This is a genomic window from Acetobacteroides hydrogenigenes (assembly GCF_004340205.1).
Classification (GTDB): Bacteria; Bacteroidota; Bacteroidia; order Bacteroidales; family ZOR0009; genus Acetobacteroides; species Acetobacteroides hydrogenigenes.
The window spans coordinates 97,277-118,861 of the sequence record NZ_SLWB01000012.1 but is presented as its reverse complement, the minus strand read 5'-3'; the positions used below and the strand labels follow the sequence as shown (position 1 = coordinate 118,861).

The window sequence follows — 21,585 nt, the reverse complement described above, 5'->3', positions numbered from 1 at the left end:
GACCGCTACTTAAGTTCGACGGCATTACAACCGTAGCGAAGCGAAGCTCGGCGAAGCCAAATTCCGCCGAGCCCTGTGCGTTTGAATTAGACTACAGCTAGCGAGGTCTAATTCGTAGCCTAAATTATATTTAGCTCAGCGGTAGCAAAGCGCAGCCGTAGTGGTGGCTGCGCTGGTGTATGGTTTGGCTGGTTAATGGCGGTGTAAGATCTCCCCGTTTAACAACCCTCTACCTACCAATCAGGCAAAGCCTGCCAACATAGCCCGACGGCGGCAAAGCCGGCCGCCGAACGTGCGGTGATGGTAGCCTTGGCTTAACTGAGTATAAGACCGCTCTTAAGTTCTACATATTCATCGACTATATCAACTCGTGCGTTTATTCTACGGCTAGCAAGGTGTTCAAAATACTTTCACACCCTATTATTAGGGTACATTTTTTTGTACAGAGCATCCTTCTCCAGCCTTTTACGCATTTCTCGGTACTCCTTCTTCGACCGGAACGCAACTCGTTTGCGCTTGCTCTTATCCTTGGTGAAAAGATTTTTCAACAGTACACTTAGCCGTGGAAATTCGTAATCATCATCGAGGTTTGTAACCAGCCCACGCTTGTAAAGCCTATTCTTGCGATGGTAGCGAACTAGCTTTAGAAAAGAACCGATTGTTTCCAAATCAACAATTAAAAGCATGCCAGTTCCTAATGCTAGGATCCCATTTCTACCAAAATACTTATAGGTAAATATAATAAGCGCATCTGCCCTTTTCAGTTCTGCGGAACCTGATACAACCCAATTACTAAATTTGTAATGAAATTCAGCGGAAGTCAAAAAACAAGTTGAAATTATAAAATAATTGCCTAAGAAAAACCAAGGAAGCCACAAAGACCAACCTAGGTAGGTTTGAAAAGTAGGCTGCTCAAATTTACTACTACTGCACATACTTAACCTCCGTTAAACCCTTAAGCCCTTCTTCAACAAACGTATCAAGCAAATAGTTGTACGTATCCTTGTTCACCTTTTTTAGCATCCAGTCCATAACTAAATCGTACTTCCTTTTATCTTGTATTAAAGAAACCAACTCCTTATACTGGCTTGTTGTCCGCATATTTTTAAGTGCAAATCTAGCCCCCAGTGAAATAAAACATTGCCAACCTGCATCTGAGATTACATTTAAATCTAAAAGCGTTGATTTCTTTTCTTGAGCCTTTGAAAACAAAGCCATCATGCAGTTAAGGCTACCAACAAGCTTGTCATCGGTATAGAAGTCGTTGTTCATCAACCCTGCTATTAGCGCATCTTTAGTGCTTACCTTTAGCAGTGCAGAGGCAGCAGGGTTAGGATCGTTGTTTGCAATGTTAACAAATAATTTGCAAACAAACTGTACGGCCAAATTGATAGCTGCATCTTTAGACACATCCTTCATGGTTTGCTTTAGCATCACTTTGGTTGCTGCCTTTCCTGTAGCAGTTGCTACTTTTGCTGTGCCTTTTACAAATTTGTATACTTTGCCAACCTGTATAGCCCCCCGTTCGCCGTAGTTTACATCAGCGCTCGAGGCTAGGCGAAGTTTGTAACTTCGACTTTGCTAAGTAGCGGTCTGCTGAGTGCAACCAAAAGTAGCAAAAAATAAAGCGCAACCGTGGTGGCTGCGCTTTTATGAGTGGTGCTGTTTCCCGTTTAGCGGCGGTTACAAATGCCTCTCTGCCGTATTTGTAACCAGGAGGGTTTCGATTGCTTCCCGAGGAGCTACAGTCATTCCCTGCCTACTTCACCGACGATGCTTCCACATAGTACGTAGCGGTAGCTCCGTCGGAAACGCTCCTGGCGCAATCCTGCCCATCGCAGCGACCGCAGGGCTTGGGATCGACAAAGGCCACCTTTTTGAGCTTCCCCTTAACGGTAACCACCTTTCCCCTAAAGTTGGCCGCCGATTCGCTCTTTAGCACAACGGCCATGCGTACGGTTTTGTCGTTCTCAGGCGAAACAAATATCCGCTTATCGCTCTTAGGGCAGACGGAGTAAACCTTGCCGGTGAACTCAACGCTCTTTCCCGCGAACTTCGGGGTGTTCTTAGCCAAGTTGGCGAGCTCTACCTTGCCGGCCTGAGCGAATGTGGCCCCAACAACGAGTAGGGTCATCAGCAAAAACTTTTTCATTATGGCAGTATTAAAGTTGATTCGTAAAAACGCTTTACTTGTGGCCTACCGCTTCTCCAAGCGGGCGGTTTGGCCTAAAAATGTTGGTTGCAACCTCGCCTATCTAAGGATTGCCGGATTACGCAAAAATGGCCGATGCCAGAAAGAGCAGCACTGCTGCCGCTGCAACCGCAAGGGCAATCAGATGGGTTTGGAAGGTTACCTTTTTGGGGAAGATATCCTTCGCCTCCTTGCGGAAGAAGTCGATAAGCGCGCCGGTAGGGCAGAAGAAGCGGCACCATGCCCTTGGAATGGCAATGGAGAGCAGCAGGAAGGCAACCGCCATTACCACAACCCCTTTAGAGGCCGAGGCAAAGAAGAACAGCGTAAAGGGCTCGGCCCCGGTAACGTCGATGGTGGAGCCAAAGATGGCAATACCCAGCACCAGAAGCATAACCTTAGTGCGGGTGCGGGCTAGTATGGTGGTTACGCTTTTGGGCAGCTCCAGCTTCTTGGGGTTTATCCTACCCAGCAGCTCCTGCGATGCGCCAAAGGGGCACACGTAGGTGCAGTAGAAGTTCTTTCCAAAAACAAAGGGTAGCAAAAAGGATAGCACCGCAAGGGTTACAAAAATGATCTGGTTCTTTAGCGATATGCCCTGTACGAACCATCCTCCAATTAGCTTTATGGATAGGAACGAGCCGTAGGCGACGCCCAAAACGCCAACCGATAGCACGAGCAGCGTAATGCGGTACCTATTCAGCTGCTTAGGGAAGCAGTAGAAGGCTAGGGCGTATAGGATTACCACTAGGATCGAGATGTAGGTTACGATCTTTTTCATGTCGGTCTTTTGGGCAACAGCCGTCGTTTTAGCGTACTCGGCTAAGCGTTGCCTAACCGTTTCGCCAATGGCGGTGGAGGAGTAGGTGGCGCCCGATACGGCATCCATATTCTTGCCGACTGCTTGGGCAACTACAAGTCCGTTCCAGCCTTCTAGGAATCCTTCGTTTTCTACCGTTTCGAGAAACTCGGGGGTCTCGTCGTTTTCGAGCAGTTCAATTCCACGAACCTTGTCGTTCTTGTCGAGCACTATCACCATTGGGATAGGGCCGCTATAGCCAATTATCTTTCGGGTGGTTTGCTGGGCAATAATGGCCTTACCAATAGCCTCCTCATTCTTGTTCTTTATAATCCACTGCTCAACGCCGTCGTGCTCTATGGCTGCTGCTTCGGGGATTATCCCCTTTAGGCTGGATAGCACATCTTCGTTGGGTGCCGATTCAGCTTTCGATTTAGCTCCGTCGCCATTTTGAAGCGTTCGGATACCGACGATGGCTATAATGACGAGCAGGACTACAAGCTGAGGGAATTTAGCCCTTAGGTTCGCTATTTTCATGGAACGTTGTTGTTAGATGCAATCTGTATGTTGGGTAAAATAAAGGCTGTCGGAAAGTCAGAAGGCAAAGAAGCGTCAATTCTACTAACGGATAACGAAGAGTGTTAAAGTTTTATCTGCTGCTTTTCTCCTGATCTTTTCGAACAGCCTTTATTCTTTACAAACTGCTAGCTTATTTTACAACTATCTCGCTTAGGATATAGTCTGATTTTGCAAATTTCTCGAGGAAGAAAAGGATGAATCGGCTATCTACGCTAATGTTGCGGCAGTTCTCCTCGGTGAACTGGTAGTCGGAGTAAGCTCCCTGCCAAATTCTATCGAAGTTGATGCCAATAAACCTACCTTTGGCGTCGATAACCGGGCTTCCGGAGTTTCCGCTAGAGGTGTGAGCACTTGTAAGGAAGCAGATTGGCAGCTTGTCGCCCTTAAAGTATTTTCCAAAATCTTTTTCCTCAACTAGCTTCTTTAGCCTTGCGGGCATCTTATAGTCGGCATTATCCGAATTCTTAACTCGCTTTTCGTACATCCCATCGGCGGTTGTGCAGTAGCTGTAGTTGATGCCATTGCTTGGGCTTACACCCTTAACCTTACCGTAGGATATGCGCATGGTGCTATTGGCGTCGGGGTACAGGTTATCCATGCCGCGCATCTCAATAATGCCCGTAAGGTAGCGGGTGTAGTAGAAGCCATTCTCGTCTTGTGCCTTCGAGCGCTGGCGGATAATCTTGTTTACGTTGGTCATGTAAAGGCCAATGGCCATCTTGTAGATGGGGTCGTTGGTAAGTATGTCTATGCCCTTAGTGCCGACGCTATCGAGGAACGATGAAACCTTGCTCGAGTCGGTAAGGATGGTCGAACGGAAGGCATCTTCGGCAAACTTTTCGAAGTTGCCGTTGTACTTTTGGCCTACCTCCACCATGTATTCGGGGTGGAAGTAGCTGGGCAGATTCTTGTAGTACATGCCCAACAGCTTGCCAAACACCTTTTGGTCGATGTCCGTATTCCAGTTGCTGTATATCTGGGGCAGCAAGGTTTTAAGGTGGCGGGCTTCGCCTTCAGCGGCTTTAGCCGATGTTTTACGACCGCTTTTTACAATGCTTACCAGCTTCTCGAACTTTCCGGCATAGGGCACAACCTCGGCACCACTAATTCCAGCCTCGTTAAAGTAAAGGTCGGCACGGTTGTACATGGACAGAATATTGTACTTGGCCCTTAAGCTGTCGAGTACCCCACCGTATTTTGCAATTCGCTCGGGCGATGCGTTAACCCACTTGGTAAATGCCTCTTCTTCGGCTTGGCGATTCTTGTCGATCCCGTTGACGGTTATCCCGTAAAGCTCGCCCTTCCACTTAAGGAGCTTGTTCATCATGGAGCTCATGCGGGTGGTGTAGCGAAATTTTACGTTGGCATCTGTAGCCATAGCCTCGCTCATGATCTTCATCTTTGCCTCGTTAATGGCAATTCGGTGCTGGTTGTCGTCCTTAACAATTTGCTCGAGCGCAAACGAAGGAATGTATCGACGTGATGTTGATGGAAAGCCTACTACCATTGCAAAATCGTTCTCTTTAACACCATTAGCGCTAATCGGAAGAAAGTGGTTTGGCTTATAGGGTTGGTTGGATGTGCGCCATTTTGCGGGGTTGTTGTCGCTGTTGGCGTATACGCGTAGAAAGGCAAAGTCGCCAGTATGCCTTGGCCATTGCCAGTTGTCGGAATCGCCACCGAATTTACCAACCGAAATTGGTGGCACGCCCACCAAACGTACATCCTCGAATACTTTGTATAGGGCAAGTAGAAACTGGTTACCACCCATAAAAGAGGTGATTCCTCCTTCGAGTTTAGTTCCTTTGGTTGCTTTTGCTACGATCTCCTTACCACGAATGTCAAGCTGGCGGTTATACTCGGCAGCGGAAAGGTTTTCGAGTCCGGCGGTTATCTCCTTAGTAACATCGCGGATTTCTACAAGCTGGTTTACCTTAAGCTCGAAGCAGCGCAGCTCGCGGGTGGTGGTGTCTGCCCAATACCCGTTGGCAAGCAGGTCGTGCTCGGCATTAGAGTACTGCTCAATATAGCGCATTACGCAATGGTAGTTGGTAACTAAAAGTCCCTTACCAGATACGAACGATGCTGTACAGAAATTTTTGAACCCCATTCCTTCAGACGATAGACCAACAACAGCATCCTTAATGCACTTTTTGTTGATGCTGTATATGTCTTCCTTCGTTAGCTTAAAACCAGCCTTTTTGATATCCTCCATTCGGTATTTGCTTAGCAACGAAGGAACCCAGAATCCCTCATCAGCCTTTGAAGGAATACTGAAAAGCAGAAGCAGTAAGACGGATAGTCCAATGCTAAAATGTCTCATAGTTTGAAATTGTTTTGTGGAAGATTAGGGTAAAGCTGCCCTGCGTTTTGCAGGATGCAGCTTTACCGGTGTTGGTGTAATGAATACTACGATTTCAAAATTTGGAGAAGGTATGCGACATGCTTCTTCTCCGTTGCATTTGTCAATTTTTCAGCCCTTAACGTTAACATTCCCTTTACACCTATGATTTGTGCGTTTATGGCAGCAGAAAGTATCGTACCCTTTTGTTCCTTATTTTCAGAAAGTGCTTTTAGCTTTTGCACGTAGTAAATCTGCAGGTTTTGGATATACCTATCGTTGGCAGCCCCTGCTTTAAGAATGCTGCTCGAAAGATCGTTGAGGTAGTGCTCTATGGTATAGGAGCATCCCAACCCTTCGTTGGCAATGATTCGAGAAGGGATGAAATTGCCCAACAGATCATCTACCACATCGTTCTGCTTTTGGAAAAGCATATCGGCTTTAGAACCGATGTAGGGGATTAGCGACTTTTCGTTTAGCCAGCTTATGCTACGAATTTCGTTTACTGCAAAGGCAAGCGCTTGGCGCTGTTTTTCAGCATCAACCACCTTTTGCTTGGCTTGTAGGTTGCCTATTGTTCCCGAGAATTCGTAAGCTCCTCCGATATAGCTGAGCGTATGCCCGAGCTCTTTAGAGTACTGCTTAAAGATAGCCGCATAGGCGCTTTCGTATATCTCTGGAGTTTCTGTTTCCTTGTAAAGCCATTTTGCAGTATTCCGAACAATCACCTTTAGGTTTTTTATACCGTAAGTCGATGCTTTTACGGCATCATCGCCAAGCGCATCGGCTTGCGAAGATGGATCTGGCATAACCCTAGCAACTGTAGTCCCTCCATATAAGTATTTTGGGTCGCTTCCGTTGTCCTTAAACCATTGTTCCAGTGTAGGCACCTCCTCGGCAGTTGAGCTGGCGCTTAGGATTGGCTGGTAGCCGTACTTTATGGAGAAGTAGTCAAAATCGCCCAAAATAGGAGGGGTGAACTTTACGCCCTTATCCTCTGGTTGTGCCACATAGTTGTTTCGGGCATAGTCCATGATAGATGCAGTAGTGCCATACCTTTGTGTGAAGGTTGCCGAGCGTAAAGAGTCTACTGGATAGGCATAAGATGCACGCATATTGTGCTGCAATCCTAGTACATGTCCCATTTCGTGGGCAACTGCATAGCGGATAAGCTCGCCCATGGTCGCATCGTCGAGGTTGAGGGTGCGAGCCTTTGGATCGGCCGCTGCGGTTTGTACATATCTCCATTCCTGCAGCAGCCTTATAACGTTGTGGTACCAGAATATATCGCCACGTACGATCTCTCCAGATCGGGGGTCGTAGTATATTTCTCCGCTAGCGTTGGCTTCTTCTACGGGGAGGTATCGGAAGCAGTTGTAGCGAAAGCTAAACTCGTCGAACGAAGACTCGTTTTGAGGATAGTCTTTAGCCTCGATCGCATTTCTAAAACCAATTCTTTCAAAAGCCCTATTCCAATCCTCGATGCCTTGCTTAACATACGAGCGCCATTTGGCTGGCATTACCGGGTCGATGTAAAAAACGATAGGCTTGGCAGGAACTACTAATTCGCCCTTCTTGAACTTCTCGATATCCTCTGGCTTCGGCTCAATGCGCCAGCGGGCTATAAACTGTTGGGTAGATACGGGTTGTCCTGATTCGTATATACGTTTAGACTTTGAGAAGAACCCTATACGATCGTCGTTGGCACGAGCTAGCATGGGGACTTTGGGCAGCAGGTAAAGCGAATAGCGGAGGATGATTTTTGAGGCATCTCTATCACTAACAAATGGCAAAACGGTGCTAACCTCTAGGGTTTGATCGTTTACGCTCATTCGTGCTATCTGTACTCCTTTTGCTTCTAGGCGTCCCGATTTAATTTTGCCATCGAGCGGAGATACGTACGGTATCTCGTCAGTAAAGAACTTGGTTACATCAACAATGTAAGATCTGTCCTTTGTTGTTTCCTCTATGTCGAAGAGCTGAAACTCTGGGGTTATATTATTCTTATCAATAGCCTTTGCTATTGGATCTTTCTCGTTAACAATGCGGTAGTCTTGGGGGTATTCGATAACAATTCTATTCCCTTTTTTTTGAAAACGAACTAGAATTGGGTCCTTACGGATCTGTCCGGCTGAAATTTGTTTGTTATTGCTAATTTGCTCTACACGTCCGGCAAACAGGAGATCGCGACCAAGTATGCTATCTGGAATAGATAGGTAGTAGCTATCCTTTATTTTAAGTACATTGATAAACCCAGCCTCTACATGTGCTTTGTCTGTAATAGAGGTGGCCTTATTCTCTGTAATTTGCTCTAGTGAAGATGTTGTTGTGGATCTGCCTTTTTTGGGGTTAGAACCTTGAGCGTAGGAACCTACGCTCAAGGTAAATAGGGCAAGTGTCACAACAGCGAGTCTGTTGATTATCATTTAAAATTACTTGTTAGGAGTAAATTTGTATCGAATGGTGTACTTACCATCGGCCTTGCTGTAAACCGTTGCATCTGCTGGTGCAAAGTTGGTATCGGCAGAAGAAAGGGTTACATCAATCTGGATGGTTGCAGGAGTGGTTGTCAGATCGTAGGTGCCAACGGCATTTTCAACCTTAATAGTTACTGGCTCAACGTTTGTTGAAGCAGCCAAGTTGCCATTTGTTGCACGCGAATCGGCATACCAGTTATATACGTTTTTGGTAGAAACCACAGTGTACTCGAACCATTTGAATTCTGGTTTTGCCTTGTATACCGTAAGATCTTGTGTTGGAATTGTTACGACTCCTTTAAGCCCATCTTTTTGTGTTGGAATGAACTTTAGGAAGCAATTACCATTGCCAATCATGGCCGTAGTCTTGGCATACTCAGCAAGGTAGTTAGCAGGAAAACAGCTGGCGATATTTAGCAGGTCGCCTGTTTGGATTTCCCATCTTTCGAGTTCGGGAATCGTAATTGAAGTAGACCATCCTTGCTTTTTAAACCAGTTGTGTACTTCTACATCCCAAGCATTGCGAATGGTTTTATGCTTGTTTATGTAGGGTTGACCGCTTGCAGTAGCAAATGCGCTTGTGGTACCATTCCAGCGATACCCCTTCATGTTGTATGCCGTTTTTGCGTCATACTGAGTAGAAGTGCCGTTGCTTAAGAAGAAGAACTTGAAAAGGTTGGCATCGGTAAAGAACGATGAGCCAAAGTTAACCTCAGGATTTATCAGGGTAATCTTTGCGGCGTTCTTTGTTTTATCAACAATGTAGTTTGGTGTATCGCCAGATATGCTAATGTCTACTGCTTTTTCTGCAACAATATCGGCACTCTTAATTTTTACCTTAAAGGAAGCTTCTAGTGCATTTGCAGGAATACGAATGCTACCGCTCTCCAATCCTTCGGTGGTAAAGTCTACTCCTTCGGTTGCTCCTGTAATTGTAATTGGAACAACTATATCCTTGGTCGAAAGCTCGGTAAGGGCCACCTTAACCTCAATTGCTTCGGCAAGCAGAGGGTTTGTTATCACCTCGTTGGTGTTTGCGAATGACACCTTAGTCAAGTTCGACTTTTGAGAGTCGAGAATGGTTAGGGTGAAGGTGTTCTTTGTTGGATCTACAATAAAACCGGCCGCTTGCTTTAAGGTGATGGTTAGGGTGTAGTCTTCGCTTGTTGTCGAAATTTTGGGTTGAAGGATAACTTCTCCCAATAGAGCACCAGCATCAATAGTAACAAACTGTGTGTCGCCAATTTGGTAGTTGGTTCCGGCAACAGCAGTTCCTGTAACCTCGATTGGAATTTGTACCTGTTTTTGTGTTGGTTCCGATAGGTTAACCTTAACGCGGATTTCTCCACTTTGGTTTTCGTAAACCTGAAGGGAACTTTGCTCGAACGAAACGGTTGGTGTAGTTGGATCGTCGTCCTCCTTTTTACATCCAATTGCCAGCACTGCAAAGGTTAGTAGCAGTGCAAAGATTTGTTTGGTAGTCTTCATATCACTTAGAATTTATTTAAGGTTCGGGTTATGCTCTACGGCATTCTTTGGGAATGGTAGGTATAGCTTGCTGCTAGGGAAGGGTATGTCCTTGTTTTGAACCCCATTAAAATCGGTTCTGGTTATACCTTTCCCCTTGCGAATAAAGTCGTAGTAGGTATGCCCCTCGAATGCGAGTTCTTTTCGGCGTTCTAGCATTATGGCATCAATTAGAGCAGGACCCGAAGGGTAAATAGGGGTAGCCAAAACATCTGCGCGAAGCCTTATGGTGTTAAGGTCGTTACGTGCTTGAACAACATCTCCGTTTTCTGCCGAAGCTTCGGCACGGATAAGGTACATTTCGCTTAGACGTAGAAAGGATATGTAGCGTTCTTTAAGCCCAATCGCCTTATACTTAGTTGTAACCGTGTCACGGTTGTCGCTAGGTAGTGGTACTATCAGCTTAGCGCGAACATCCGAAGCGGAATAAAGCTTTTTCAAATCGTTGCTAACGCTGAAGTGGACTGATTTTTCGGTATCGGGAACTCCAAAATAGGTAGAGATATTCTTTTGTGTAATATTCGAAAAATCGAATACAAAAATATCCTCTGTATTAACGGATGTCGAATTCCACGCACTTTCGTAGTTAGCGTTCGTAAGAGGTGCATAGCTGCTATTGGCAATTACCTTGTTGGCGTATATGGCGGCATTTTCCCAATCGTTTTTGTAGAGGTAAACCCTTGCCAATAGGGCTTGTGCTGCAGCTTGCGATACCCATGCCTGCTTAATGCCTGTGGTACGGCTGTTGTTCGCTAAAAGTAGCTCAGCTTGCTTTAAATCGGAGATGATTAGGTCGTACACCTTATAAAGCTTGCTTCGGGTTGGGTACTCGAAGGTTGGAATAGCTTTGTCCATTAAGACAATGGAGAGCTCATTTCCTAAGTTCGATGCAATGTATGGTTGGGCATAAAGATTACAAAGTGTAAAGTGCGATAGAGCCCTAAAGAATAGCGCTTCTCCGTAGCAGTTGTCCCTGCTCTTAGCGTCGGGATAGTTTACCGTTTTGCATGCCTCAATGATATCATTGGCTTGATTGATGACTTCGTAAAAAGGTTCGTAAAGTCTATTGGCTGCATCGTCGGTGTCATCGTACAGGTTGTTGAATTCGTACGATGGTTGCATACGCGAAGCGTATGCGATAGTCATCGTTTTTGCAAGCTTTAGGTTGCCGCTACGCGCCTCCGAGTATGGAATTAATGGCCCATTAAATAGCGAGATGGCATTGCTGTACATTCCAATAGTAGCGTAGTTAAGCCCCTCCATGTCCTTGAACATTTCGCTCTTCGAAATGGACATTGTAGGTTCTCTGTCGAGAAAGCTTTCGCAAGATGTAGCACCTGACAAGATGATTGCTGCAATTGCAATTCTATATATGACTTTTTTCATTGCTCTTTTAGTTTAGAATTTAAGGTCAAGACCAAAAGTTATTTGGCGAGCTTCGGGGAATGAATAGCGGTATTCGGCAATACCGTTTCCGCTTCCTCCCTTCTTATCCTTATACCAGTAGCCAAGGTTGCTTATTTGGAAGTTGAAACTGGCATTTTCGAGAAGCACTTTCTTGGCAATTTCTGATGGTATCCTATAGCTTAACGAAATCGTTTTAAGGCAAACATTGGTCAAGTCGTATAGGTAGCGGGTTGAACCGTATCCAACGTAGTTGTCGGTCGAAAGCTTTGGAACATCGGTAATCTGACCAGGTGTTGTCCATCGGTTAAGCTGGTTGATCGACTGGTTTTGAATTAGAATCTGACGTCCGTCAGAGTTCATGTACAGGTAGTTGTATGGAATTGCCTTGTGGCCTCCAATGTTGAAGGTTGTAGCAATGGTAAGCGTTACCCTTTTATATTCGAAGTCGTTGGTAAAACCTCCAAAAAAATCGGGACTAGCTTTTCCTACATAAACCCTGTTTTCTATACTGTTTGCAAGCTTGGCATCGTTTGTAATTGAACCGTCCTTTAAGTACCATAAGGTTGTACCTGTTTGAGGGTCGACACCTGCATACCTAGCCGTGTAAATGCCGCTCACATCTTTTCCTACCTTTAAGCCGGTAAAGGTGTAGCCGCTTTGCGCGAGTTTATCCAAGTTGTTCGAAAGACGGGTAATCTTGTTGGAATTGCTAGAGATGTTAAAGTTGGTTCTCCACTTAAACTCCTTGTCAAAGTTTCTAGTTCTTATTGTTAGCTCAATACCCTTATTTACCATGTCGCTAGTATTGGCTGAAACGGAGCTAAATCCCGATTCAAGAGCTATGTATAGTGATTGTATAGCATCGTAAATATTGTTGCGGTAGTAGTCTACCGAAACGTTTACTTTCGATTTTAGAATGGAGAAATCAGCCCCGAGGTTTAGCTTGTAGTTCTTTTCCCAACCTAAAGCAGGGTTTGGAGCCGTGCTAGGGCGCGAACCTCCCATACCGTTGTAAACGTACGATCCGCTATAGTTATAGGTTCCACGAGCAGAATATGATCCTATGCGTGAGTTTCCGGTGCTACCGTACGAAGCACGAACGTTTGCATAGTTGATGTATTTTTTAGGGAACCAATCCTCCTTCGAAATATTCCAGGTAGCTCCTATCGATCCGAAGAGCTCTGCCTGAACATCCCCTCCAAAAATTGATGATGCATCGCGTCTTGCATTGATGCTAACATTATACTTTCCTCCGTAGCTATAACCCAAACGGCTAAAGTAGGATAGGGTTCCTTCCGAGGATTCGCTTGCGTACGCCGAGGTATTCTCATCCGAACCAATACCGATAATTGGTAGCTTTTCAATTGGCAGCTTGCTTTCTGTTGCTCTTAAGCCGTTCGATTTCTTATCGGTTAGTTCTATTCCCGCAAGAGCCGAGATGTTATGCTTTTCAGCAAGCTGCTTATTCCACTCTATGCTAGTTGAGTTTATCCAGTTAAACTGCATTTGGTAAACATCTTTAACCCTACCTCCTGAGTTGGCTCCAGCTGCATTCTTTTTAGAGTCGAATATGTAGCTACGATTATTTGTGTAGTCAACTCCAAACAAGCTTCTTATGCTCAGGTCTTTGCTAAAGTGATAGTTTAGGGTAGCACTACCATTGGTATAGTAATCTTTCTTCTGATTCTTATTCTGCGCTAGGGCAGCAAGAGGATTGGCAATCTTGTCGAACGGAGGATTGTTGTTGAATGTACCATCGGCATTGTAGGGCGATAGGTTTGGCTTAAAGGCAAAAGCAGTGCCATATATGCTAAACGCATCCTTGTCCGACATCGAGAATCCAAATACAAGGTCGAAATCTGTTTTTTCGGATAGCTTTGTGTTCAGGTTCAAACGCGATGTAATACGCGAGAGCTGGTTACCTAGCGTAATGGTTTTGGTATTGTTGTAGCCAGCCGAAAAGCGGTAGGTTGTACTTCCTGCACCTCCAGATACGCTAAGGTTTGTCTGCGATGTTTGCGATTGACGTGTTACCAAATCGTACCAGTTGGTGTTGATGTTGGTGGGGCCTGCTTTTTCGGTGGCAGTGGCAAGATCTACGCCTGCATTCGTCTGCGCCTCAATTGCCAGCTTAACGTACTGATCGGTATTAAGAAACTTCATTTCGTTGATAATGTTACCAACGCTCATCTGATGCGAAATGTTGAACGAGGCTTTGCCGGATTGGCCACGTTTGGTCGTGATAAGGATAACTCCGTTGGCAGCATTGGCACCATATATTGCCGCTGTAGCAGCATCCTTAAGCACGGTAAGGGTTTCGATATCCTCGGGGTTTATTAGCGAAAGAGGGTTAGTTTGGGTGACATCGTTATTAAACTTCTTATCCATGTTAGGGTTAGAGGCATCGTTCATAGGCACACCATCGATGATAATAAGCGGTTGACTTGATGATACGATGTCTGAACTAGATACCTTAGAGAGCGCACCCTGACCTCGAACCTGAATGTTAATAGAAGCGGTACCTGGATCTCCCGAAGTGTTTTCGATGTATACTCCAGCAATACGTCCCTCGAGCATCTTGTCAACGCTTTCGGTTACCCTATCAATCTTAAGCTCCTTTGCCGAGATCTGCTCTACGGCACCAACAACGCTTTCTCTCGATCTTTTTGTACCATATCCCATTACAATTGCTTCCTCGAGCTGTATGTTTTCATCCTCGAGGGTAACAACTACTTCGTTTTGCTTGCCAATGGCAAGTTCCTTGGTTTTATAGCCAATCATGCTTATAATAAGCGTGGTGTTGGCATCGGATACTTTAATAGAAAAATCTCCATTAATACCCGTTGAAGATCCTATTCTCGAGCCTTTTAGGAGCACGTGTGCTCCTGGGATAGGCTGCTTATTCTTGTCGAGCACCTTTCCCTTTACATTCCTGACTTGCGCAAATGCTGTAACGGTAGCTACCAGCATGAGCAAAAGCATCAATGATCGCTTAGTCATTTAGATTTTGATTGTAGTTGGTTAATTCTTCTTTGCAAAAACGTATGGGTTTTCCACAGCCTTTTTCTTACCCTTCGACATATGGGTGAAGGATGGTCGGTTTAGGAGCAAAAACAGCTTTTCCTTATCCGAAGGTCTTTTGCTCTCAAATACTATTTCAAGCTCAGGACCCCTTGTATTCGTTGCTTTTATGCTCTGAATATGGAATCGTTCGATTTCAATGTCATTACGAAATGATGAAAAAGTGAGCTTTCTTCCGAAAGGAAATTTCTTCATCGCTAGCTTCAGCGTATCTAGCCTTCTGCTATCAGAGATGGGGGTTGACGATTCAAAATCGTCTTTTATGAAGATCTTGTTTAAAATTCTGCCGCGTTGGCTATCGGCGTTGGTAATATCGACCGTATTTACGGCATAGTCGGTGCTCACCTCTGTGAGCTTTTTCTTTAAGGGCATTACAACCGTTGGGTTTTCTATCCTTGCCTTTAAGGAGTCAATGTTAAGCCCTTTGTTTCCGAAGATATCGACATAAAGATCATTTTTAAAGGTGGATTCGATGTAGTAAACCCCCTTCATTGATTGCAGCTTGTTCTTTAGTATGAGCCCATCGAACGAATCGTAGTAGTTCTCGATGGTTAGCCTGTACCTAAAGAGGTGTTTGGATGAATCATCTGGATAGCCAACTGCGCTTTTTGCTTTGGTGTGGAGTATCTTGCGAATGCTCTTCTCGGTTACGGCGCTGTCGTTTGCATAAACGGTTAGATGCCTTTTTTTGGGGTTATACTGGATGCCGTAGAACCCTTTTTTGCGCTTGAACTTGTCGGATAGCAACTCAAACCCTACCGAATTTTGAATGGTCTTGTAGCTGTCGAATTCAAATGCATCTACATTCTTGCTGAAGGCCAAAACTTGCCATACGTCTCGGTAGACGTAAAGGTTCTTTTGGGAGATAAAGTAAACGGAGACCAGTATAAACATTAGCGAAGCTGCCAAAATTAGAAGTCCTGTGCGCTTCTCGATCAGCTTAACCGCATATCGCTTTTTGTTTAGGTCTTGCTCGTTTGGAGGACCTGTCCAACTATTAGGGGAACCTTCCGGAACGTGCTTGGCATTCCCCTCATCTTTTCTGTTTTTGTCTTGGTTCTCGAACATAGGTTTAGGAGTTTTCGGTAGCAAATAACGCACAACAACAAGCGGATGTCGTCTTAATTCAATATTTGATACCTGTTGTTTAGGTCTTAAAAAAATGATTTTGGCACGATGTAAAGTGCAATTAATTAGGCGTATAATATTAATTGATACCATTGCCTAAACGGAGAGGTGCTGCCTGTGGACAAATTTTAGCTTGGAAAAGCAGCTCTGCTTAATAGGACGTTTGAATCGACATCCTCTTTTGCTCCTATGAAACGATAGGCTGAGCTGTGAAAAGACGGGTTATGCTATAACACGAGGAAACGTTACTCCATAGAATTGGTGCGTGCTAAATGGATGGTTGTAGTACATGGCATGCTATATTCAATAGCATTCATTTACCGGTAGAAAGTTGTATAGAGGATGGGGCTACTCTTCCTTAGGGCTTAAGCCTAGCTGGGTAGCGTACTCGCTGGGGGTAACGCCCTTTTGCTGCTTAAATATACGGTTAAACGAGGCCTTAGAGTTAAAGCCCGACTCTAGCGCAAGCGATAGTATGGTGTAGGTTTTAAAAAGCGGCGAATTCATTTTCTCGATTACCATATCTACCCTGTACGTATTTATATACGAAGGGAATGACTGGTTGGTAAAGATCTTTACGGCCTGAGAAACAATGGCCGATGGTACCTTTATCCTTTCCGAAACCATGCTTAGGGTTAGCTCGGGCTCTAGGTAGAGCTGCTGCTCCTTCATTAGCTGTTCCACCTCGTTGAATATCCTTTCGAACTTAGGGTCGATTAGCGACTCGTCATTCTGTACCGTAGGGGTAGTGCTATTCTTCCTTTTAGGTTTCTCTACGCTATTGCTTACCTTCGAAAGAAGGAAGGCGTACTTGTTGCCAATGTAAATAAAGAGTATGGCGAATATGGAGGTCAGAATATTTATAACAAGCAGCTTGTCGGTAATCTGGTAAATGCTGAGCACCTGAACCAGCTCTAGCGCTACGATAAGGCCAAATAGGGTTACGCTTCCGAGTACTACCGTTGTAATCCACCATTTTGTTTGGGTGGATAGTCCTAAAAGGTACGAGTCGCTTTTCTTGGCTTTAAGGTATAGGGTAAGCGAATAGATTACATAGGCTCCTACAACAAGAATCTTATACCAGCTAATCAGCCTAAGGTAAATATTGTTGGAGCAGGTGCACGAGCCTTCGGCTGCGCAGCTGTACAGGTTCCATACGTCCTGCATCAGGAGTTTTGCGGCAATAAGAATTACAAAAGGGGTAAGGTGAATAAGCTCGGTTCGCCCAATCCTGTAATCTTTGTCGATCATGCTTTTTACGTACACCAGAAGCGTAGCCCCATGTATGATGTTTATGCTGCATATGCTTTCTACGACAAAGTGGAAGCGATGTATCAGCACCGACTTTTCGATAAGGTAGGTTATCTGCGAAACGATTAGCACTCCTAGCCAAAAGATTAGGATGTTTTCGGACAGCGTTTTCCCTTTCTTGCTGATAAAGGAAACAAAGAAGAATGAAAGAAGGGCTATGCTAACTATGTTGAGTTGTTCCATGGAGTTGTCCCTTACCTCTCGTGAAAAGTGCTCTATACAATTTAAACGTGTACAAATGTAAATAAATAAGAAGAGTTTGAAAGTTGTTGCGCATTTTAAAGTATGTTAGTTTTTTAATGTGTTTTTTACAAAAGGATAGCGGTTTTAAAAAGCAAATGTGCTTTAAAGCTATTGAGTTGCATTCTAATCTTGCCATTTGGTGCTGAATTTTTGCACTTTGCTGCAAGCTCCAAAAAGTTTTAGGAGGGCCGTAGGAAATCATCTCCTTTTGTTTCTAACTTGGTAAAGCAATTCGAACTTGATATGGATTTGAGGCAGGAGGCAGAGGTTGTTGAGCGAATACTAAAAGGCGAGCAGGAACTGTTTGCCGAGATGGTACGCGCGCATCAGTCTTTGGTGTTTACTACCTGCATGGGCTTTACGCACAGCCGCGAAGATGCCGAGGATCTTACCCAGGAGGTTTTTATTAGCGCCTACCAGCAGCTTGGCCGCTTTAAGGGCGATTCGAAGATATCTACCTGGCTCTACCGTATAGCCGTCAACGCATCGCTAAACCATATGCGCAACAGCAAACGCCGAAGCATATTCCAGCGTATAGAGGGGCTGTTTGTTAAGGATAAGGCCGAGGTGCAACCTCCGGTAATGCCGTTGGGCGATAATCCGGAGCAACTGCTCATCTCAGCACAGGAGAGCGAAGCCGTGCAGCAGACCATCGACTCGCTACCCGAAAGCCAGCGCGTGGCCTTTACCCTAAGCCGGTACGACGAGCTGCCGCAAAGCGAGATTGCCGCCATTATGTCGATCAGCGAGGGGGCTGTGGAGCAGCTGCTGCAGCGCGCAAAGGCCAACCTCCGTAAAAAGCTGGTCGCCTTCTACAAAAAGTAGCGCTGGTGGCGTAGGAAAAAAGAGGATTTAGGTTCTAACCCTATAAAAAGCAAAGAAAATGAACTGCAAGGAGTGCATCGATTACCTGGAACAATACCGTAACGGGGAGTTACCCGAAGCTACGAGCATGCTCGTAGGCGAGCATCTGTCGAAGTGCAGCCGCTGTGCGGCAAGCCTAAGGGCAGTGGCCGGAATCGAGCGGTTTGTTGCTCTCGAAAAAGGGCAGCAGCCTAGTCCGTTCCTTGCTTCGAGGGTTATGGCTCGAATTGGGAGCCTAGAGACATCGCCTTCAGCATCGATCCTTACCCGTTTTCGTCCGCTTGTTTTAGCAGCATCCGTTGCTGCTACCATTGCTCTGGGCATCCTAATAGGAAGCCTTTACCAAAACGGGACTCTTAAGGCATCGGGAAGCGCCGATATGGCCTTCATAGACGATGCCTCGCTGGAGTCCATACATTTGCTAACCTCCGAGTAATACCATTTGATATGAAATCCGAAAAAAGTAAAACGCTGGTATGGATAATCGTGCTGCTGGTGGTGTTTAACCTTACCACGCTGGCAACAATAGGGTACCATATCTACGATGCGAATAGGGGAGGAGCGGGCAGCCGTGGGGGTGCCGCCCCGGCCAAGGGCGAAGGCGTACAGTTTAACGGCCGCTTTTTCCGCGATTCGCTCAACCTCTCGCGCGAGCAAATGGATCGGTTTCGCGAGGTTAACCATCGCTTTCGCAGCGATGCCAACGAGGTAAACGTAAAGCTGCGTGGGCTTCGCCAGCGCATGATGCAGAATATGGCGGGACCAAAACCCGATACGCTGCTCCTTTACCAGCTGTCCGACTCTATTGGGGTGCTGCACGCTCGGCTGAAGCGCGACACCTACCAGTACTACCTTGGCATACGCGGTATTTGCACCAAAGATCAGCAGGTAAAGCTGAAGGCCATCTTCGAAACCGTTTTTGGATCGGAAGATTCGGCGGGCTGCTCCGGTAAAGGTACCGGGCAAGGCCACCATCGGGGGCAATGCCGCAATCAGTAAAACCGTAAATGGCTAGATTATAGTACGTGCTGCTTCTTAGGAAAAGCAGTACAGCCCTTGGTATGCTCAATTATTAACACTTTAAATAGAACAGCAATGAAAGCAAGAATTTTCTTAGCAGCAGCGGCTCTAGTAACTGTGGTTGCAGTTGCCAATGCCCAAGACACCAAGACTACCGCCAACCCAAAAGGAACCGGCAAGAATGGTCCTGCCTATGTCGATAAAAATAGCAATGGCGTTTGCGATAGCTACGAGAACGGAACCTCGAACCGTGCAAAGCGTAGCGGCAAGGGCGCCGGACATGGCAACCGACACGGTCATGGTAAGGGGAGTTGTTCTGGTCAACATCAGGGAAAAGGTAACGGCGCCAACTTTGTAGACAAGGACGGCAACGGAGTTTGCGATAACCACGAGGCTCGCACCGAGAAGAAGTAGCGAATGCCCATCGCCGCCTGCACTTGTCCTGCGTATTCTTCCCGATTCCTCCTAATGCAGGAATCGACCCTCGCTAGCGGTAGGCTAAGGATGCAATTCCTATCCTATAGTACGGTTTAATTTATCGTCAAACGTTATAGCCCTTGCGATGAAGCACCCTCTACTCTCGGGCGCGAGCATAGGAGCAACCGTCCGAAGGGCGCTCCATCCAACGGCTTAAAAAGCACTTTCGAATGAAACGGTTTTCAGTTCTTTTAGCTGCGGTGGGCATGGTGTTCGCTACGGCTGCTCTTACGAGCTGCGAAAAGGAGGCCAACGGTAGCGACCCCAAATTCGATACGCTACTCGAGGTTCAGGGCGATGGTACCAGCCTAATTCTGGGCTCGAACCTTAAAAGCGCCCTGGTGGCAACAGCGCCAGGCACCGCTTTAGAGCAGGAGATGCTGACCTTTATGAAGGAAGAGGAGAAACTGGCCCGCGATGTTTACATGGCTCTTAGCGCAAAGTGGGGAACTCCTATCTTTGCCAACATTGCAAAGGCCGAGGCAACGCACGCCAGCGCGGTTGTAACCCTAATGGAGCGCCTGGGCATGGCAAACACCGCTTTGCTTCCCGCTGGCGAGTTCGAGAATCCAGCGTTTACCGCCCTTTACGCCCAGCTTGTTGCCGATGGTAGCAGGTCGTTGGCCGATGCCTTTAGGGTGGGGGCCCTTATAGAGGAGAAGGACATCTTCGATCTGAAGGACGATCTGACAAAAACCTCAAACGCCAACATTACTATGGTGTTCGAGAATTTGCTGAAGGCCTCGTCCAACCACCTAAGGGCCTTTAATCGCCAGCTAACCTCGCTAGGCATTACCTACAGCCCTACCTACCTCGATTTGGCTACCTTCACCCAGATTGTAACCTCGCCAATGGAGCAGGGTAGGCGCTACCAGCTTAGATTTGGACAAAGCAGCTAGGCATTCTTCCTGCTGTACCATAGCGGAGCGGCTGCCTTCTATCGGGCAGCCGCTTCTTTTTGTTATCCACCGCACTTGCATTCGGTTTAAGGACGTGCTGTGCCGTTAGCGCTTCCCGTTGCTTACATCGGCATACAGGGCTGCACTTTTAGGTGGTATGCCGGTTTCTTTTTATGGGGTATAGGATCGCCGATAGGTTCGATGGTTTCGCATTCGTAGCTAGGCCCTACCCCAACCGCTGCTCACTTAATGCAAAAGCAGCTGTTACTCCTCCTTCTCAAACTCTTTGGGTAGCGCATAAAACTTAATCCAGTCGATTTCCATTTCAACGGGTAGCTGCGATTTATCGATGGGGCCTACCCAGCTTCCTCCCAGCTGCATGTCTAGTAGCAGGTAGAACGGTGTGGTAAACGGCCACTGACCCTCCTTTGTGGTCTCAATCCGTGGATATGCAAATGTGCGGCGGTTGTTTACAAAGAATACCAGCGAATCGGGGTACCAATCTACACGATAGGTATTAAACTCATTCATGTTTATTTTATTCACGCCTCCCTTGGGTGGGTTCTCTTCCTTGAGCACAAACGTATAGTAGCTGTGTACTGTCTGATATGCGATAGAATCGAAATTCAGGTGCTCCATGATGTCGATCTCACCTGCATTTGGCCATTTGCCCGTTTCTGGCAGCATCCAGAATGCCGGCCAGGCTCCTTGTGCTGATTGCAGCTTTGCAGAAATCTCTATACGTCCATACTTCTGAAAAAATTTCCCCTTGGTGTATACGCCCCCCGTTACCACAGGAACCGTATCGGTGGGGTTGGTATTCACCATACCGCGAAGAAGCAGCTTGCCATCTTTTACTTCGTACAAAGAATCTTGGTCCGACATATGCCTATTCCAGTCAGAGCCTCCGCGAGGAATTTTAGACCACTTCGAAGTGTCTATTCTTGTACCGTTAAAGTCATCCTGCCAGGTTAACTTCCATTTATGCTCCTGCTTTTGTGAGGATGCCGTAAATCCAACCAATAGCACAGCTGCCGCAATGGTTGCTCTTTTAAATAGTCCCATGGTGTTTATTTTGGTTGCGTCTATAATTAGAGGCAAACATACAAGAAAATGCGAATAGAGGGTTCGCTTAATGCGATAGCTTAGCGGCTAAATCTTCGTCATCGGGGCCTAGCTGCTGCAGAAAGCGCATTTTCCTTGTAGCCTAAGCGGTAAAGCAGCATCGGATTAACCTCTTT

Annotated in this window: 17 protein-coding genes; 5 read left to right on the top strand and 12 right to left on the bottom strand. The window is 46.1% G+C overall.

Annotated elements, in window-relative coordinates; genetic code table 11:
* Positions 1-410 precede the first annotated feature (410 nt).
* The 11 genes from CLV25_RS12005 to CLV25_RS11955 all read right to left on the bottom strand — a co-directional run bounded on the left by CLV25_RS12005 (position 411) and on the right by CLV25_RS11955 (position 17,024).
* Positions 411-686 carry a hypothetical protein gene (locus CLV25_RS12005; RefSeq protein ID WP_131839899.1) on the bottom strand — a complete coding sequence of 92 codons (276 nt, stop codon included), beginning with the start codon at positions 684-686 and terminating at the stop codon, positions 411-413.
* Positions 687-924: 238 nt separating this feature from the next.
* Positions 925-1,434: a hypothetical protein gene (locus tag CLV25_RS12000; RefSeq protein ID WP_131839898.1), complete on the bottom strand. Its 510-nt coding sequence runs from the start codon at positions 1,432-1,434 to the stop codon at positions 925-927.
* A 325-nt stretch (positions 1,435-1,759) separates the two neighbouring features.
* Positions 1,760-2,152 carry a hypothetical protein gene (locus CLV25_RS11995; protein ID WP_131839897.1) on the bottom strand — a complete coding sequence of 131 codons (393 nt, stop codon included), beginning with the start codon at positions 2,150-2,152 and terminating at the stop codon, positions 1,760-1,762.
* A 118-nt stretch (positions 2,153-2,270) separates the two neighbouring features.
* Positions 2,271-3,527, bottom strand: a complete 1,257-nt coding sequence (locus CLV25_RS11990) for a 4Fe-4S binding protein (protein ID WP_131839896.1) — start codon at positions 3,525-3,527, stop codon at positions 2,271-2,273.
* Between the two features lie 172 nt (positions 3,528-3,699).
* Positions 3,700-5,892: a S46 family peptidase gene (locus tag CLV25_RS11985; RefSeq protein ID WP_131839895.1), complete on the bottom strand. Its 2,193-nt coding sequence runs from the start codon at positions 5,890-5,892 to the stop codon at positions 3,700-3,702.
* An 86-nt stretch (positions 5,893-5,978) separates the two neighbouring features.
* Positions 5,979-8,336, bottom strand: coding sequence for a zinc-dependent metalloprotease (locus CLV25_RS11980; protein WP_131839894.1), 2,358 nt, complete (start codon positions 8,334-8,336; stop codon positions 5,979-5,981).
* A gap of 6 nt (positions 8,337-8,342) precedes the next feature.
* Entirely contained in the window at positions 8,343-9,875 is a 1,533-nt protein-coding gene (locus CLV25_RS11975; RefSeq protein WP_131839893.1) for a hypothetical protein, read from the bottom strand.
* Positions 9,876-9,887: 12 nt separating this feature from the next.
* The gene (locus CLV25_RS11970; RefSeq protein ID WP_131839892.1) at positions 9,888-11,300 is read right to left on the bottom strand and encodes a RagB/SusD family nutrient uptake outer membrane protein; all 1,413 of its coding nucleotides are present in this window, start codon (positions 11,298-11,300) and stop codon (positions 9,888-9,890) included.
* A gap of 12 nt (positions 11,301-11,312) precedes the next feature.
* Positions 11,313-14,321: a SusC/RagA family TonB-linked outer membrane protein gene (locus CLV25_RS11965; protein WP_131839891.1), complete on the bottom strand. Its 3,009-nt coding sequence runs from the start codon at positions 14,319-14,321 to the stop codon at positions 11,313-11,315.
* Between the two features lie 21 nt (positions 14,322-14,342).
* On the bottom strand, positions 14,343-15,470 hold the full coding sequence (locus CLV25_RS11960; RefSeq protein ID WP_131839890.1) for a hypothetical protein: 1,128 nt from the start codon (positions 15,468-15,470) through the stop codon (positions 14,343-14,345).
* 408 nt (positions 15,471-15,878) lie between these two features.
* Positions 15,879-17,024 (bottom strand): helix-turn-helix domain-containing protein, encoded by a 1,146-nt coding sequence (locus CLV25_RS11955; protein ID WP_131839889.1) that lies wholly within the window; start codon positions 17,022-17,024, stop codon positions 15,879-15,881.
* 303 nt (positions 17,025-17,327) lie between these two features.
* Between CLV25_RS11955 and CLV25_RS11950 the strand changes: the two genes are divergently transcribed.
* From CLV25_RS11950 to CLV25_RS11930, 5 genes are all read left to right on the top strand, one after another.
* Complete coding sequence (locus tag CLV25_RS11950) at positions 17,328-17,909, top strand: RNA polymerase sigma factor (protein WP_131839888.1); 582 nt, start codon at positions 17,328-17,330, stop codon at positions 17,907-17,909.
* A gap of 58 nt (positions 17,910-17,967) precedes the next feature.
* A complete protein-coding gene (locus tag CLV25_RS11945) occupies positions 17,968-18,384 on the top strand; it encodes an anti-sigma factor family protein (RefSeq protein WP_131839887.1) in 417 nt (138 codons plus the stop codon).
* Between the two features lie 11 nt (positions 18,385-18,395).
* Complete coding sequence (locus tag CLV25_RS11940) at positions 18,396-18,947, top strand: Spy/CpxP family protein refolding chaperone (protein WP_131839886.1); 552 nt, start codon at positions 18,396-18,398, stop codon at positions 18,945-18,947.
* A gap of 96 nt (positions 18,948-19,043) precedes the next feature.
* Entirely contained in the window at positions 19,044-19,382 is a 339-nt protein-coding gene (locus tag CLV25_RS11935; protein WP_131839885.1) for a hypothetical protein, read from the top strand.
* Between the two features lie 233 nt (positions 19,383-19,615).
* A complete protein-coding gene (locus CLV25_RS11930) occupies positions 19,616-20,344 on the top strand; it encodes a DUF2202 domain-containing protein (RefSeq protein WP_131839884.1) in 729 nt (242 codons plus the stop codon).
* Between the two features lie 264 nt (positions 20,345-20,608).
* Here CLV25_RS11930 and CLV25_RS11925 read toward each other — a convergent pair whose 3' ends face one another.
* Positions 20,609-21,409: a glycoside hydrolase family 16 protein gene (locus CLV25_RS11925; protein ID WP_131839883.1), complete on the bottom strand. Its 801-nt coding sequence runs from the start codon at positions 21,407-21,409 to the stop codon at positions 20,609-20,611.
* Positions 21,410-21,585 lie beyond the last annotated feature (176 nt).